Origin of the sequence: Paenarthrobacter nitroguajacolicus (assembly GCF_029952445.1) — a bacterium.
Lineage (GTDB): Bacteria > Actinomycetota > Actinomycetes > Actinomycetales > Micrococcaceae > Arthrobacter > Arthrobacter nitroguajacolicus_B.
In genome coordinates, this window is sequence record NZ_JAQPPK010000002.1 from 213,979 (window position 1) to 228,971 (window position 14,993).

Consider the following 14,993-nt stretch of genomic DNA (forward strand, 5'->3'; position numbering starts at 1 on the left):
CCATCAAGAGGATCCACACCATGTCCAGCAGCAACTACTACGACGTGACCACCTGGCCCACCGGCGACCCGTCCGAGGACGTCGGCGAGGTCATCAACAGCATCATCGCCGACATCAAGGAACGGCAAAACGCCTCAGACGTGAACGACGGCGGCAAGCCGGGAGCGGTCATCTACCTCCCGCCCGGTGACTATCGCCTGCGCACCCAGGTGTTGATCGACATCAGCTTCCTCAGGATCCAGGGCTCGGGCCACGGGTTTACGTCCTCAAGCATCAGGTTCAACGTGCCCGAGGACGAATGGCCCGATCTCCATGAGCTGTGGCCCGGAGGCAGCCGGGTCCTGGTGGACCTGCCTGAGCTTCCCGGCAACGGCGCTGACCCGGCCAAGGGAGCTGCCTTCCTCGTGGAGCGTACGGGCAGCCCCCGGATCAGTTCGGTGGAGTTCGCCAACTTCTGCATCGATGGGCTCCACTTCGCACCGGACGGCTCGGAGCTGCCAGCGGAAAACACGTACGTCAACGGAAAAACCGGCATCCACGTCTCAAGTGCCAACGACTCCTTCCGCGTCAACGAGATGGGCTTCATCTACCTCGAACACGCCCTGACCATCCACAACGCGGACGCACTTTCCATCCACAACAACTTCATCGCGGAATGCGGCAGCTGCATTGAGTTGCGCGGATGGGGACAGGCGTCAAAGATCACCGACAACCTGATTGGCGCCGGTTTCAAGGGCCACTCGATCTACGCGGAGAACCATGGCGGGCTCCTGGTGACGGCGAACAACGTTTTTCCACGCGGAGCCAGCAGCGTCTTTTTCAGCGGCGTGACGCGCTCCAGCATCACCAACAACCGGCTCCATTCCTTCTACCCCGGCATGGTGGTCCTGGAGCGGAACAGCTCGGAAAACCTCGTGGCCACCAACCATTTCCTCCGCGACCACGAGCCCTGGACGCCGTTCCTGGGGATCGATAACGGGCTCGATGATCTTCACGGAGTCCTCAGCGTAAGCGGCAGCAACAACTCGGTGATCGGCAACCACTTTTCACAGATCATCGATTCGGAGCACATTCGTCCGGAAGGCGCGACGCCGGTCACCATCCGGCTGCGCGAGGGCGCCGGAAATTTCGTGTCCAACAACCACGTGGTTGCCAGGAACGTTCACGCCACTTCCAGCGACGACTGCTTCGAAGGACAGGTGGACGCCCTGCTGGCGACTGACGCCGCTGAGGCCCTGGCCGTGACGGCTGTCCTGGTTGATCCCGAATCAACCCGCAACACCATCCTCGATTCCGGCAGCGAAGCCCAAGTACTTGCGGACAGGGCTGCCAACGCCATCCGGGCTACGCCCACAACCCACGGAGAAGCATGAAAACGGTCACAAAGATGGACGCAGCAGATCCAAGCCGCCGGCTGCTGGTCGGCACAGGGGCGGTCGGCACCCTCGCGGCGGCCTTGAGCCTCGGGCTGTCACCCAAAGCGGACGCAGCCGAAGGCACTCCCCTGACCTCGCCAAACACCTATGACGTGACGTCTTGGCGCATCAAGGGACAGCCAAAGGTCACTGCACAGTCCGACGTCGGCGCGGTCATCAACGACATCATCGCCGACATCAAGCAACGGCAGTCGACGCCGGACAGCCGGCCGGGTGCCGTCATCATCATTCCGCCGGGAAACTACGACCTCCGCACGCAAGTGGTGGTTGACGTCGATTACCTGACCATCGCCGGATTCGGACACGGCTTCTTTTCGCGGAGCATCAAAGACAATGTCGACACCACCGGTTGGCTCAACATCCAGCCGGGCGGCAGCCACATCCGCGTCCTGACCTCCGCGGACGCACCCCAGGCATTTCTGGTCCGGCGGAGCGGAAGTCCCCGGCTTTCCGGCATCGTGTTCAGGGATTTCTGCCTTGACGGGGTGGAGTTCACGCCGGATGCCAACAGCTATAAGAACGGCAGGACAGGAATCGAGGTGGCCTCCGACAACGATTCCCTGCACATCACTGGGATGGGGTTCGTGTACCTCGAGCACGCTTTGATCGTGCGCGGCGCGGATGCCCTCCGGGTCCACGACAACATGATCGCGGAGTGCGGAAACTGCGTTGAGCTTACCGGTGCCGGGCAGGCCACCATCGTCAGCGACAACCTCATGGGTGCAGGCCCTGAAGGCGTAACGCTCCTTGCCGAAAACCACGAGGGCCTCCTGGTCACAGGCAACAACCTCTTTCCCAGGGGAAGCAGCCTCATCCAACTCACGGGCTGCAACCGATGCTCAGTAACTGCGAACAGGCTTCAGGGCTTCTACCCGGGCATCATGCGCCTGCTCAATGGCTGCAAAGAAAGCCTCATTACTTCGAACCACTTCCGCCGAGGCGTTGAGGGCTTCCCTCCATTTCTCAACCGATCAAACGGACTGGATGATCTCTACGGAGTCCTTCATGTGGCCGGCGACAACAACCTTGTTTCGAACAATCTGTTCGCCTATGACGTCCCACCTGCCCAGGTTGTCCCTGCCGGCGCCCAGCCCACGATCGTACTGGTCGCGGGAGGGGACAGTAACGTGGTGGCACTCAACCACGTGGTGAGCAACGTCCCGGCCCAGCATGTGGTTCTCGACTCTTCCACGAGCCACTCCAAGGTCCTGGACAGCGGACCTGCCTCCGCTGTCACCTCCTACAGCGCGGACACCGCCATCCGGCCCACTCCCTGACCAGCAGTTTCCCTTCAGCTAATGCCCTTAAGATTCGTTCTTAGGGGCATTACCTGTACACAAACTCGCAAGGGGGACCACATGGCCGAGACCATCCGAACCGCAACAGCCCACGACGCCGGGAAACTGGCTGAGCTTGCCGCCGTCACCTTCCCGCTGGCGTGCCCGCCGGGCTCCTCGCCGGCCGACATCCAGGCGCACCTGGAAAAGACGCTCAGCGAAACCAGCTTTTCGGAGTACCTCGCCGATCCGAACATCACCATCATGGTGCTCGACGACGACGGACAGCTCAACGGTTACACGATGCTGATTGCCAAGCCAACCGGGGACCCCGACGTCGCCTCCGTGCTTTCGGCGCTGCCCTCGACAGAGCTGAGCAAGTGCTACGTCCACCCGGACCACCATGGCAAGGGCGCGGCGTCCCGACTGATCCAGGCCTCGTTGGCGCTGGCAACGGACAAGGGCGCGGCAGGTGTTTGGCTCGGCGTGAACAGCGAGAACGCCAAAGCCATCCGCTTCTATGAAAAGAGCGGCTTCCAGCGGGTAGGCACCAAGTCATTCAAGCTTGGCAATACCGTGGAGCACGACTTCGTCATGGAGAACAGGCTCTAGCCAAACAAGTCCCCGGTCAGTGGCGGCCGCGGGTCGTTGCGCAACTGGAGTCCCTCCGGCAGCCCGGTGACGGTTCCTGAGGAACCGGATGCCCGCACTGTGATCCGGGACTTCCCCAGCAGTACGTTGTCCGCCGTGAACTCGCCGAACGAGCTCGGGAGGATCGGCGCCAAATGCAGCACGTCCCGGGTGAAGTCGGGATCGAACCGCAGCAGGATCCTGGCCAGTTGAACCGGAGCCGCAGCCGCCCACGCTTGAGGGGAACACGCCGTCGGATACGGGACCGGCTCCGGAAAGTCGCCACGATCGAAGCCGCAGAACAGCTCCGGAAGCTGCCCACCAAAGTGCTCGGCGGCGTCGAAAAGTCCGCTGGCTATCCGGCTGGCTTCGTCCACAAAGCCGTACCGCATGAGCCCGGTGGCGGCGAGCGCCGTGTCGTGTGGCCAGACCGATCCGTTGTGGTAGCTGACCGGGTTATAGGCACCCATGTCGGAGCCGAGGGTCCGGATCCCCCAGCCGGTGAACATCTCCGGGGACATCAGCCGTTCCGCCACCTGTGGCGCTTTGTCCTCGTCCACGATGCCCACCCACAGGCAATGCCCCATGTTGGAGGTACACGAGTCCACGGGCTGTTTGTCCTTGTCCAGCGCCAGCGCGAAATAGCCCTTGTCCGGCAGCCAGAAGGTTTTGTTGAAGGCTTCCTTGAGCTCTTCCGCGCGGTCGGCGCAACGGCGTTCGACGGCGGTATCGCCCGCCGCGCGCGCCAGCAGGGACCGGGCAACGTACGCAGCATAGGCATAGGCCTGGACTTCGCAGAGTGCAATGGGCGCCTCCGCCATCCGGCCATCGGCGAAGTTGATCCCGTCCCAGGAGTCCTTCCACCCTTGATTGACCAGGCCGTGGTTGTTGGGGCGCTGGTATTCGAGGAACCCGTCGCCATCCCGGTCGCCGTACTGCTCCATCCATTCGATGGCCCGGTCGGCGTGCGGGAGAAGGGATTCGATGATGTCCTCCCCGAGGCCCCACCGGCTGAGCTCGCCCAGGGTGGAGACGAACAGCGGGGTGGCGTCGGCGGTTCCGTAGTAGGCGGTACCTCCCAGGGACAACCCGGCGGTGATTCCCAGCCTGACCTCGTGCGGCATGCGGCCGGGTTCTTCCTCGGAGTCGAGGTCCACCTTGGTTCCCTGCAGGCCGGCCAGTGTCTGCAGCGTCCCTGCAGCAAGGCCCGGATCAACCATGAGGGACATGTAGGAAGAGAGGAGTGAATCGCGCCCGAACAGGGCCATGAACCACGGGGCACCGGCGGCGATCGCGACGCGGCCCGGGTGTTCGTCATCGAAAATACGCAAGGATCCGAGGTCCCGCTGGCTTTGGTCCAGCACGTCCGTGACGTTCTGGTCGGTGACCGTGATGCGTGGAACGTGCTCCTCCCACTGGGTTTGCCGGCGGGCTCCGGTGCTGTGCTGCAGGGGCGTTCCAACGGTGAAGCGATCGTCCGGGGCCTCGCCGTTGACCAGTGGCAAGGCAATGATGGTGGTGGTCCAGTCCTCCCTGGCCGGGATGGTGACGTTGAAGGTGAGTCCTTCCGCAGTGACTTTTGCCCCTTGCGCCTGGAACAACACCCCTCGCCGTTGCCCGGTGGAATGCACGGAGTCGATGTGCAGCCCGTCTTCGCGCGCAACCCGGATGGTTTCCCCGTCCGTTCCCGCCCTGCCGCCTTTGACGTCGAAGAGGTCGGCAAGGTCGGCGTCGATCAGCAGTTCGATGGTGCAGGTTGACGGCGTACCGGAATAGTTGGTGATGGTGAGGTCATCGCGCAGGCCCGAGCCCACGCTGCGCTGGTGCCGGACCAGCAGCGGGCTTTCAAAACGCCCGTCCTCCGTACACGCCCGTCCCACGTACTCGGCTTGGAACGCCACGGGGTTCCGGGCCACGAGCGGCTCCCGGGGTTCGCCGTTGATCCGCAGCACCCAGCGGGAAACGATGCGCGTGTCCTGGTAGTACGCACCTTGCGAACCGCCGCCGTGGATGTCGCCGGCGTGGGCGGAAATGCAGAAAGACGAACCTTCGACGACGGTCACCGCCCCCAGTTCGGATGCTCCGGCTTCCGTGTCTGCGTTCCAAGCGGTCATGCGCGGCAGGTCTCCTCAAAGGGGATCGGTTTTCGCGTACAAATGTCCTCGGCTACGAGGCCTGCCTCTGATTCTCTTTCACTAAGGGCCTGCCGTGAAGCCCCTTGCTCCTGAATTGTCCAAGGATGCGTGAATAAAGGTCCAGGTGCTCGGCGGCCATGCGTTCCGCGCTGAAGTACTCGTCCACGGAGCGCCGGCAGTCCGCACGGCTCAAGTTGGCGGCAGCATCAACGAACCCTGCCAGCTCACTGACGTCGCCCAGGAATCCGGTCTTTCCATGTTGGACGATTTCCGGGGCCGCACCCATCGGCGTGGCCACTACGGGCGTGCCCGTGGCCAGTGATTCGATCATGACCAGGCCAAACGGTTCCGGCCATTGGATGGGGTTGACCAAGGCAACGGCCCCGCCCATGAGCTCATATTTTTCGGGATCGGATAGTTCGCCAAGGAATTCCTCCTGCGGCCCCAACGCTGGCTTCACGATGTCCCTGTAGAACTCTCGTTCGTCCTTGGCCTGCATCTTCGCGGCTATTTTCAGGGGTATACCAGCCTCCCGTGCAACAGCCACCGCTTCCATGAGCCCTTTGTCCGGACACATCCGGCCCACGAAGCATGCATAACCGCCTTGACCGTCGCCCACGGACACTGTGGACAGATCCAGCCCGTGGTGGATGACGGCCGCAACGTTGAGGTCCGGGAGCATCGATCGCTGGTCGTTGGAAATCGCGATGATGGACGTGTCCTGTTGCATGGCGCGGTACAGCTCCGCCGATTGGGCCGTGAATTGTCCGTGGATGGTGGTGACCACGGGAATGTCCGGGGGCCGGTGGGCATAGAGGGGGCCAGCCAACGTATGGTCATGGACGATGTCCACGCCGCCCATCCCGCGGTACGCCTTAATGACATGGCTCAACTCGCTGAGGGTGAGTCCAATTTCCTCCGGCTGGCTGGGACCGAATCCAGGCATTTGCGGCACAGGACAAGTGCTGTCCGACGCCGCTGCCAACAGGACTTCGTGCCCGGCATCAACAAGCGCGCGGGCAAGGGCGTCCACCACCCTTTCCGTACCGCCATATCTCTCGGGCGGGACGGTAAACCATGGTCCAACAATGAGTCCGATGCGCATCCGGGCCTCCGCGCATAACCCCCAGTCCGAGGGCTGGCTGCACAACCCTCCTCAAGGCTATTCGCCCCGTGAGCAAAATAACAGGCTGTTACCGGAATGCCTCCACGGGCTGCGGGGTTGACGCGAACATGAAGATAGAGATCTGGTCAGACGTCGCATGCCCGTGGTGCTACATCGGCAAGCGCCGTTTGGAGACCGCCCTGGCGCAGTTCCCCCACCGCGACTCCGTGGACATCCAGTGGAAGAGCTACCAGCTGGACCCGTCTGTTCCCGAGCACTATGACGGAACGGAACTGGACTACCTCAGCAAGCGCAAGGGCATGGCTCCGGAGCAGGTCAAGCAGATGTTCGCGCACGTCACGGAGACCGCCAAGGGCGAAGGCCTGGACTACCACTTCGACAAGGTGGTGGTGGCCAACAGCTTCACTGCGCACCGCCTCATCCACCTGGCCGGCACCCATGACAAGCAGGATGTTGCCAAGGAAAAGCTGCTCAGCGACCACTTTGAGCACGGCAAGGACATCGGAAGCCGGGAATACCTCACGGAACTCGGCGCTGCCCTGGAGCTTCCGGCCAGCGAGGTGCAGGAGCTCTTCACCACGGACAAGTTCACCGAAGAAGTGAACCTGGACATCAACGAGGCGCGCGCCATCGGTGTCACCGGCGTTCCGTTCTTCGTCATCGACCGCAAGTACGGCATCTCGGGTGCCCAGCCCGCCGAGCTCTTCAGCCAGGCGCTGAACCAGGCGTGGCAGGAAGCCAACCCGCTGATCCCGGTGGGTGCCTCCGACGCCGAGGCCTGCGGCCCTGACGGCTGCGCCGTTTAGCCAGCCACCCGCCGTCGTACATTACCCAAGTAAGTAACAGCAAACGTCGCAATGAGCGCTCATTGCGACGTTTGCTGTTACACAGTTGGGAACGGCGTTAGGCTTTCGCCACTTCAAGCTCGACGACGGCCCAGGACAGGGCGGGCAGCGTCAGGCGTAGCTCCGAACCAGTCGCCTTCACGCCTTCCAGCGGCTTGAGCGCCACCCGTCCAGGCTGGTCCTGGCTGTTGATGCTGAAGCGGTCGCCGCCGTCGGGAATCTCCAGGACTTCGGCGCGGACAACCTGCCGGGCGTCAAAACCGCGCAGGGCGGTCTCGACGTCGGCCGCCTCTTCCAGGCCGCGGTTCGCGAAGAACAAGGCGACCCGGCCTGTCTCCTCGTTCCACGTGGCGCTGACGTCCACCAGGTCGGTGTCCCCAAAACGGTCGTTTGAGTACTTGTCAGAGTCGACCGACAGCCGCAGAATCTGGCCCTTTGCGAGCTCCGCCATCCGCGCGAACGGGTGGAAAATGGTCTGCTTCCACGCCGGTCCGTTTTCCTCGGAAAGGATCGGTGCGATCACGTTGACCAGCTGTGCCTGGTTGGCGATCTTGACCCTGTCGCCGTGCCGGAGCAACGAGTTGAGCAAGGTCCCTACCACCACGGCGTCCGTCACGTTGTAGTGGTCTTCGATAACCCGCGGGTGCTCGCGCCACGGACCCTTGACGATGTTGCGCAGCTGGTCCTCGGTGTCCCGGCCGCGCTGGTACCAAACGTTCCACTCGTCGAAGGACAGGTTGATGTGCTTTTTGTGTTTGCCCTTGGCACGCACGGCATCGGCCGTGGCGATCACTGACTCGATGAAGAAATCGGTATCGACGGCGGAAGCCAGGAAGCTGCCGACGTCGCCTTCTTCTTCGAAGTAGTAGGCGTGCAGGGAAACGTAGTCCACCTCGTCATAGGTGTGCGTGAGGACAGTTTGCTCCCACTCGCCGAAGGTGGGCATCGCGGATTTTGAGCTGCCGCATGCCACGAGTTCGATGGACGGATCCACGTAACGCATGGCCTTGGCGGCTTCCTGGGCCAGGCGGCCGTATTCGTCGGCCGTCTTGTGCCCGATCTGCCACGGCCCGTCCATCTCGTTGCCCAGGCACCAGAGTTTGATGTCGAACGGATCCTTGTGGCCGTTCTTGACGCGAAGGTCCGACCAGTAGGTGCCTCCCGGGTGGTTGGAGTACTCCACGATGGCGCGGGCTTCTTCCACTCCCTTGGTGCCCAGGTTGATGGCTTCCATGATTTCGGTGCCGGCCTGCCTGGACCAGTCGACGAATTCGTGCAGGCCGAAGGCGTTCGTCTCCACGGTGTGCCAGGCGCCGTCCAAGCGTCGGGGCCTGTTCTCACGGGGGCCGATGCCGTCTTCCCAGTTGTAGCCCGAGACGAAGTTGCCGCCCGGGTACCGGATGACAGTGGCGCCGAGTTCCTTGACCAGCTTGAGGACGTCCTGCCGGAAGCCGTTTTCGTCTGCTTCCGGGTGCCCGGGTTCGTAGATGCCGGTGTAGACGCAACGGCCCATGTGCTCCACGAAGGAGCCGAAGAGGCGGCGTGGTACTTCTCCAACCGTGAAGTCGCGGTCGAGGGTGATGCGTGCGCGGGACATGGATCTCCTTGGTTGTGTTTCAGGTCTGGTTCTGCGTAAAAAGCGGGCCGGTCAGGTGCCGGCGAGTCCCGTCGTCGAGATGCCCTTGATGATCTGGCGCTGGAAGAACAGGAAGACGACAATCAGCGGCAGCGCGGCCAGCAAAGCGGACGCCATGTTCTGCGCATACTGGACGCCATAGGCGCTCTTGATGGTCTGCAGGCCAACGGGAAGGGTCAGCAGGGAGTCGTCATTGGTGGAGATGAACGGCCACAGGAAGTTGTTCCACGCGCCGATGAACACGAAGATCGCGACGGCGGCCAGGATAGGCCGGGACAACGGCAGGATGATCTGCATGAAGATCCGGAGCCGGCTGGCCCCGTCCATCACTGCCGCTTCCTCAAGTTCATGCGGGATCTGGTCGAAGAACCTCTTGAGGACAAACACCATGGCGGGGTGGATCACCTGCGGAAGGATGATGGCCCACGGGGTATCGATCATTTTGAACGCGAGCATTTGGTAGAAGAGCGGAATCATGAGCACCGGTGGCGGCACAATGATGCTGGCGATGATGGCTATCATCAGCACCTTCTTGCCCTTGAACTCGATCCTGGACAGTGCATAGGCGATGAAGGCGGAGATCACCAGCGTGATGAGGGTAATTGCCGCGGACGTGTAGAGCGAGTTCCACGTCCAGAGCGGGATGTTGCCCGCTTGGAACACGTTGACGAAAGCATCGAACGTAAAGCCCGACGGCGGGAACCAGCTGACCTTCGACGCCGAGGCATCCGCTTCGGACTTGAAGGCGGTGACCGTCGCCCAGGCGAAGGGAACCAGCCAAAGGACGGCGAGTACCGCGGCGACCACGACGGCGGCGATCTTGCCGGCGCTCAGCTTCTTGCGCGGTTGGCGGATGGCTTGTCCGGAATCGCTGCGCGGGATGGAACGGGTGAGTGTTGTATTTGCCATGGCTATGCGCTCCTGCGGCGGGTGATGACGAACTGCAGGGCAGAAACCACCACGATCAGTCCGAAGAAGATGTAGGAGATGGCTGCGGAGTATCCCAGCCGGTATCCGGTAAACCCGGTTTCGAAGATGTACTGGACCACGGGTCGGGTGGACCCGCCCGGACCGCCGGAGGTCATCTGGTAGATCTGGTCAAAGACCTTCAGGGAAGCAAGGATCTGCAGCAGCACGATCATCACCGTGGTGGGGGTGAGCTGGGGCAGCGTGATGGAGAAGAACTGCCGCCAAGCTCCAGCACCATCCAGCGACGCCGCTTCATAGTGTTGCACTGGGATGTTTTGCATCGCTGCCAGGTAGAGGAGGAAGTTGAACCCGACCGTCCACCAGAGCGTGGCTATGACGATCGACCACATGGCCACGTTGGGATCGTTGAGCCAACCGACTTTCGGGATTCCGAACTTGGACAGGAAATCGTTGATCAGGCCAAGCTGCGGGTTGTACATCCAGACGAAAAACAGGGAGACAACCGTGGAGGCCAGCAGGAACGGGGCAAAGTAGGAAAGCCGCCAGAGCCACTGGGCAGGCAGGCCTATATTCAACAGCGCGGCCATCACCAAAGCGACCACCACCAGCGGAACCGTGCTGATGACCGTGAAGTAGACGGTATTGCCCAGGGAACGCCACATCCCGGCATCGGCAAAGGCCTCGGAGTAGTTGGCAAAACCGATGAGGGCGTCATTGGCGCCTGTCAGGGATTTGCCCGTGAGGCTCATGTAGAAGCCATACAGAATGGGCCATACGAGGAATACCAAAAAGAACACGAGGAATGGGGCGGCGAATGCCCAACCGCTTACGTTGTTCCTGCTTGTGCGCAGGGAGGGCCCGGGCTTTAGGCCGGGGGCTGGTGTTGTCCGTGCTTGGCGGGTCTGCCGGGACACTGTAGAGGAACTCATGAAGGACTCCTTTGTCGCTCGGTGTGCTGATGCCGGTCAGACCGGGTTGGGCCGGGATAGAAGGTCGTTGGTGCGGGCCACGAAGCCGTCCCACCCGTCCGCTGCCTTGCTGCGCCCCAGAAGGACGTTCTGGATGTACTCGGCGAAATAGTTCTGCCAGTCCGAGCCGGATCCGCTGAACCAGGCGTCGGGATCGTAAGAGATAATGTCCGCCGCGTTGGCGTAGTGGACTTGCGGGGTCAGCTCCTTATAGGCCTGTGATTGCACCACGGGCTGGTACGCCGGGATGTGGCCTGCCTCTGCCCACGACAACGAACCCTTGAGGATGTCGCTGACGAACTTGTAGGCGTCCTTGCGCTTTTCCTCATCGACAGCGAGCTGCCGCGGAAGGACGAACGAGTGCGAATCGGCGTAGGAAGCTGGCGTCCCGTACAGGGTGGGAATGGTGAGCGCATCAACGGGCAGCTTTGCCTTCTTCATGGTGGGCAGTTCCCAGCCGCCGCTGAAAAGCATTCCCGAGTCGCCCCGGACGAACTCGGCGATGCCGGTGTTGATGTCGTTGCCTTTGGCGGCGATGGTGTCGTCAAAGAGGGTTGCCATGAACTCCAGAGACTCTACGGCGGCGTCCCGGTCGGCCTGCATGGGTTGGCCGGGAGTGAGGACGATTTCCGCCCCGTGCTGCTTGTAGAGCGTGTAAAACAGTCGCCACATCTGTGAGCCGAGGTTCAAGTAGCCGAAGGACAGGCCGTGGGACTTGGTGACCTTTTGCATTTCCAGCGCCATAGCCTTGAACTCGGCCGGGGTGCTGACCTCCCCCAACTGGCCGTTGCTTTCCAACAAGCCGGCTTTACCCGCTATGTCCGTGTTGTAGAACATGATGAATGGGTGGGAGTCCAAGGCCAGGGAAAACACTTTTCCGTCCTGCTGGCTCTTTTCCCAGATACGCGGGGCGAAGTTCTCCGGCGTGATGCCGTTTTCCGCCAGGAGTTTCAGGTCCCAGGGCTCAATGAGGCCACCCGGGGCATAGCCGGGAACGCGGCTTGCGTGCATGATGGCGACCTCGGGCGGCCGGCCACCCGCAGATGCCATCGCCAGCTTTGTGTAGTACGGCGCACCCCAGGCCAACACCGTGGGGTGGACTTTGAAGCCAGGATTACCGTTGTTGGCGTTGGCGATCATGGCCTGCATTTTGGTGCCGTCACCTCCGGAGAGGAGATGCCAGAAGTTGATGGTCGGCACCGCCGCGGCTCCGGCTGATCCGCCACATCCCGTGAGGCTCGTGGCCAAAAGCCCACCGCCAAGCAGCGCCGAGCCTGCCAATAACTGTCTCCGGGACAAATTTTTCCCGGTCAAAGATTCAAACTGCTTCACCCGTCACTCCTTTGGAAGGGTCCGCTGAAAGGAAACACACTGCTGCACTGAAGTCCGGCTCCGGTACGTCTCCTCGCGTGGGTAAAAGGTGGCCCCGGGGTGACGCAGCTCTCACATTACATCGTTGTAATGGACTGGGCAAGAGAAATTGTTAGCGCGAACAATTTTACTTTCAGGCAGCCTTATCGGCTGCTGCCCCGTTCCTCGATGGTGTAAGGAACGGAGACGACGCGCTGCGGATGGCTCCTGTCCGCCATCCGCTCGATGAGCAGGCGCAGGGCCTCCGCGGCAATTGCACGCTTGTCAAAGGACACCGTGCTGAGCGAAGGCACCGCGAACCGGCCATCGGCGATGTCGTCAAAGCCCGCTACGGCGATGTCATCGGGCACCCGGATCCCGCGCTTCCAGAGCGCATTGAGGGCACCCAGGGCCATCGAGTCCGTGAAGCAAAAGAGTGCCTCGGGAACGGGGTGGGAGTCGAGATATTGCATCAAGGAATCCGCCGCGGACCCCGGGGTCCATTCTTCGCAGGCGATCATCAAGGTTTCGTCCCGGGGAATGCCCAGTGACTGCAAAGCGGCCTCGTACCCCTGTGTCCGTTGGATCGCAGTCGCCGACTGCCTTCCCCTGTTGATGCCAAGCACCGCGATACGTCGCCGCCCGGGCCGGGCCAGGGCCAAGGTCATGTCCCTCGCCGCAGCGAAGCTGTCCACATAGACGCGGTCGGCCAACTCCTGCGACACCTCCCCCAGGAGGACGACGGGCGGCAAGGCCACACCCACCCTCACAGCGCTCTCGTTGAGTACCACCGGGTTGAGAATCAATCCGTCGATCAGGTTGGCCCGGGCACGCGTCATCAGCTCCTGTTCGCGATGCGGATCGGAGCCCGTTTCCTCGATCTGCACACTCCAACCCTGCGCGTGGGCAACCTCAACAACGCACTGCGCTATCTCCGCGGAGAACGGAGTGCCAAGGTTCGGCAACGCCAGTCCAATGACACCCGAGCGCCCATTGCGAAGTCCCCGCGCCGAGAGGTTCGGGACGTAGTCCAACTCCTGCATGGCCTGCTCAACCCTGAGCCGCGTAGGTCCGCTCACCGGCACGATTCCATTCATGACGTTGGAGACCGTTTTGGGTGAGACCCCCGCGCGGCGCGCTACGTCCTTGACCGTTGCGCGCAAGACGCCCCCTTGCTGCATTTTTCCGGTTATCTGGTGTCCCGGTTTTCCACGATGTTACCGCCCGGTTGGGTGCCAGCCGCGCCGGGAGTCGGTTTGCTGACAGATCGCTGTAAAGTGTCTATATGCCCAGGATCACGGCTGCTACGAACGCTGCCCAACGTGCCGAGACCCAGCGTCGGATACTCACGGCGTTTGGTGAGCTCCTCTTCACCCATGGCCTTCCGGGGTTGACCATGACCGACGTTGCACGGCACGCCGGCGTTGGCCGGACCGCCGTCTACAACTATTACGCTGACATGGAACAGCTGCTCATCGCGTACGCCCTTGATGAGACTGAACGCTTCATCGTGGACCTCCGGGACTCGCTGGCCGCGCTTGAAAACCCGGTGGATCGCCTGGCACTCTACGTCCGTGCCCAGGTGGAGGACCTCAGCCGCCGCCATCTGCCGCCGGGCCCGGCGATGGCTGCCGTCCTCTCCCCGGGGTCCTTCGCCAAGCTCGCGGACCACGTGGGCGACCTCAACGCCCTGCTCCAGGACATCCTCCAGGATGGTGTACAGCAGGGCTACCTTCCGGACATCGACGTCGCCCAGCTCGCGCGGCTTATCCACGGCACGCTGTCCGCCAGCGCCGCGCGACGCAACCGGACGCCCGACGGCGAGACTCCCCCACCGGCCCCGGCCTCCGACGTCGAGGTTCTGACCGCGCAAACGGTGCGGTTCATCCAGCTCGGCTCGGGTGCCCGCTTCGATGACAACGGCAAGCCCGTTCGCCTGGACGCTCCGGCGCGGGACGCATTGGCAAGCTGAGCCTACTGCCCCGCAGGTCGAGTGGGGATGACTGGCCACTTGGAGTTGTCGGCGATGCGCAGTTCCTCACGCGGACATAGGAGCTTTCCGGGAGTTTGGTCCACCAACTGGGGATCCACCAGTCCTTGGTAGCCCGGCGTGATGATGACGTCCACCGATTCGTCTTCCCGGTTGTCCTGGAAGTAGTCCGTACCGGCAAGGTTACGCTGGATGTTGAAAGCGGCCGCCTGGCCCTTGACTCCTGACACCACCACTCCAGTGCCTGAGTAGGAGGTGTCGCTGTTGCCAACCGACGCCACCTTGTAACCGCGCGCCGTGAGCTGGTCAGCCACCGTTGCGGCCAGCCCGCCGCGGGACGTGGCGTTGAGGACATTGAGTTGGACGTTAGCGTTGGGCACGTAGTCGAACGTGCCTGAAGGACAGAGGCTGGCTGGTGCCTTGCTGGCAATCGCCGTGGGGACTTTGATGACGCCGTTCATGACAGCCCAGGCGCCTACTGCACCGGCAGTAATAACCCCGAGCAGCAGCACCAGCACAATCCCGTGGAACAGCCTGCGCCCGAAACTGCCCCGCCGGACGGGAGCGTCATCGGCAAAAGTTGCACGGAGTTCCGGTCCCGTCACCACGTGGTGGCCGTGGAGCTGCGTCACATCCTTGGGACGCTTACGTTTTTTTGGCCGGGCGGTGT

The 14,993-nt window shown here is 62.5% G+C and carries 13 protein-coding genes; 5 read left to right on the forward strand and 8 right to left on the reverse strand.

Annotated features, from left to right (window positions below):
• Positions 1-20 precede the first annotated feature (20 nt).
• The 3 genes from PJL15_RS02335 to PJL15_RS02345 all read left to right on the forward strand — a co-directional run bounded on the left by PJL15_RS02335 (position 21) and on the right by PJL15_RS02345 (position 3,325).
• The gene (locus tag PJL15_RS02335; RefSeq protein ID WP_281449599.1) at positions 21-1,373 is read left to right on the forward strand and encodes a NosD domain-containing protein; all 1,353 of its coding nucleotides are present in this window, start codon (positions 21-23) and stop codon (positions 1,371-1,373) included.
• A complete protein-coding gene (locus PJL15_RS02340) occupies positions 1,370-2,713 on the forward strand; it encodes a NosD domain-containing protein (RefSeq protein ID WP_281449600.1) in 1,344 nt (447 codons plus the stop codon). Before PJL15_RS02335 ends, PJL15_RS02340 begins: the two co-directional genes overlap by 4 nt.
• A gap of 81 nt (positions 2,714-2,794) precedes the next feature.
• The gene (locus PJL15_RS02345) at positions 2,795-3,325 is read left to right on the forward strand and encodes a GNAT family N-acetyltransferase (RefSeq protein WP_281449601.1); all 531 of its coding nucleotides are present in this window, start codon (positions 2,795-2,797) and stop codon (positions 3,323-3,325) included.
• Here PJL15_RS02345 and PJL15_RS02350 read toward each other — a convergent pair.
• The gene (locus PJL15_RS02350) at positions 3,322-5,457 is read right to left on the reverse strand and encodes an amylo-alpha-1,6-glucosidase (RefSeq protein ID WP_281449602.1); all 2,136 of its coding nucleotides are present in this window, start codon (positions 5,455-5,457) and stop codon (positions 3,322-3,324) included. The two genes, PJL15_RS02345 and PJL15_RS02350, sit on opposite strands and share 4 nt — an antisense overlap.
• A 52-nt stretch (positions 5,458-5,509) precedes the next feature.
• Positions 5,510-6,583: a glycosyltransferase family 4 protein gene (locus PJL15_RS02355; protein ID WP_281449603.1), complete on the reverse strand. Its 1,074-nt coding sequence runs from the start codon at positions 6,581-6,583 to the stop codon at positions 5,510-5,512.
• A 128-nt stretch (positions 6,584-6,711) separates the two neighbouring features.
• Here PJL15_RS02355 and PJL15_RS02360 point away from each other — a divergent pair, with 128 nt between their 5' ends.
• A complete protein-coding gene (locus PJL15_RS02360) occupies positions 6,712-7,410 on the forward strand; it encodes a DsbA family oxidoreductase (RefSeq protein ID WP_281449634.1) in 699 nt (232 codons plus the stop codon).
• Positions 7,411-7,507: 97 nt separating this feature from the next.
• Here the strand turns inward: PJL15_RS02360 and PJL15_RS02365 are convergent, their stop codons facing one another.
• The 5 genes from PJL15_RS02365 to PJL15_RS02385 all read right to left on the reverse strand — a co-directional run bounded on the left by PJL15_RS02365 (position 7,508) and on the right by PJL15_RS02385 (position 13,496).
• Complete coding sequence (locus tag PJL15_RS02365; RefSeq protein ID WP_281449604.1) at positions 7,508-9,046, reverse strand: alpha-N-arabinofuranosidase; 1,539 nt, start codon at positions 9,044-9,046, stop codon at positions 7,508-7,510.
• Positions 9,047-9,097: 51 nt separating this feature from the next.
• The gene (locus PJL15_RS02370; protein WP_281449605.1) at positions 9,098-9,994 is read right to left on the reverse strand and encodes a carbohydrate ABC transporter permease; all 897 of its coding nucleotides are present in this window, start codon (positions 9,992-9,994) and stop codon (positions 9,098-9,100) included.
• Between the two features lie 2 nt (positions 9,995-9,996).
• Complete coding sequence (locus PJL15_RS02375; RefSeq protein ID WP_281449606.1) at positions 9,997-10,944, reverse strand: carbohydrate ABC transporter permease; 948 nt, start codon at positions 10,942-10,944, stop codon at positions 9,997-9,999.
• 36 nt (positions 10,945-10,980) lie between these two features.
• Entirely contained in the window at positions 10,981-12,315 is a 1,335-nt protein-coding gene (locus PJL15_RS02380; protein WP_281449607.1) for an extracellular solute-binding protein, read from the reverse strand.
• A gap of 182 nt (positions 12,316-12,497) precedes the next feature.
• Entirely contained in the window at positions 12,498-13,496 is a 999-nt protein-coding gene (locus PJL15_RS02385; RefSeq protein ID WP_281449608.1) for a LacI family DNA-binding transcriptional regulator, read from the reverse strand.
• Between the two features lie 122 nt (positions 13,497-13,618).
• Between PJL15_RS02385 and PJL15_RS02390 the strand changes: the two genes are divergently transcribed.
• Complete coding sequence (locus PJL15_RS02390) at positions 13,619-14,305, forward strand: TetR/AcrR family transcriptional regulator (protein ID WP_281449609.1); 687 nt, start codon at positions 13,619-13,621, stop codon at positions 14,303-14,305.
• A 2-nt stretch (positions 14,306-14,307) separates the two neighbouring features.
• Here the strand turns inward: PJL15_RS02390 and PJL15_RS02395 are convergent, their stop codons facing one another.
• Positions 14,308-14,955, reverse strand: a complete 648-nt coding sequence (locus PJL15_RS02395) for a LytR C-terminal domain-containing protein (RefSeq protein ID WP_281449610.1) — start codon at positions 14,953-14,955, stop codon at positions 14,308-14,310.
• Positions 14,956-14,993: the final 38 nt, after the last annotated feature.

Coding starts and splice junctions, on each gene's coding strand:
- PJL15_RS02370 (WP_281449605.1), bottom strand. CDS start 9,994: ATGGCAAATACAACACTCACCCGTTCCATCCCGCGCAGCGATTCCGGA.
- PJL15_RS02375 (WP_281449606.1), bottom strand. CDS start 10,944: ATGAGTTCCTCTACAGTGTCCCGGCAGACCCGCCAAGCACGGACAACA.
- PJL15_RS02340 (WP_281449600.1), top strand. CDS start 1,370: ATGAAAACGGTCACAAAGATGGACGCAGCAGATCCAAGCCGCCGGCTG.
- PJL15_RS02390 (WP_281449609.1), top strand. CDS start 13,619: ATGCCCAGGATCACGGCTGCTACGAACGCTGCCCAACGTGCCGAGACC.
- PJL15_RS02360 (WP_281449634.1), top strand. CDS start 6,712: ATGAAGATAGAGATCTGGTCAGACGTCGCATGCCCGTGGTGCTACATC.
- PJL15_RS02355 (WP_281449603.1), bottom strand. CDS start 6,583: ATGCGCATCGGACTCATTGTTGGACCATGGTTTACCGTCCCGCCCGAG.
- PJL15_RS02345 (WP_281449601.1), top strand. CDS start 2,795: ATGGCCGAGACCATCCGAACCGCAACAGCCCACGACGCCGGGAAACTG.
- PJL15_RS02350 (WP_281449602.1), bottom strand. CDS start 5,457: ATGACCGCTTGGAACGCAGACACGGAAGCCGGAGCATCCGAACTGGGG.
- PJL15_RS02335 (WP_281449599.1), top strand. CDS start 21: ATGTCCAGCAGCAACTACTACGACGTGACCACCTGGCCCACCGGCGAC.
- PJL15_RS02365 (WP_281449604.1), bottom strand. CDS start 9,046: ATGTCCCGCGCACGCATCACCCTCGACCGCGACTTCACGGTTGGAGAA.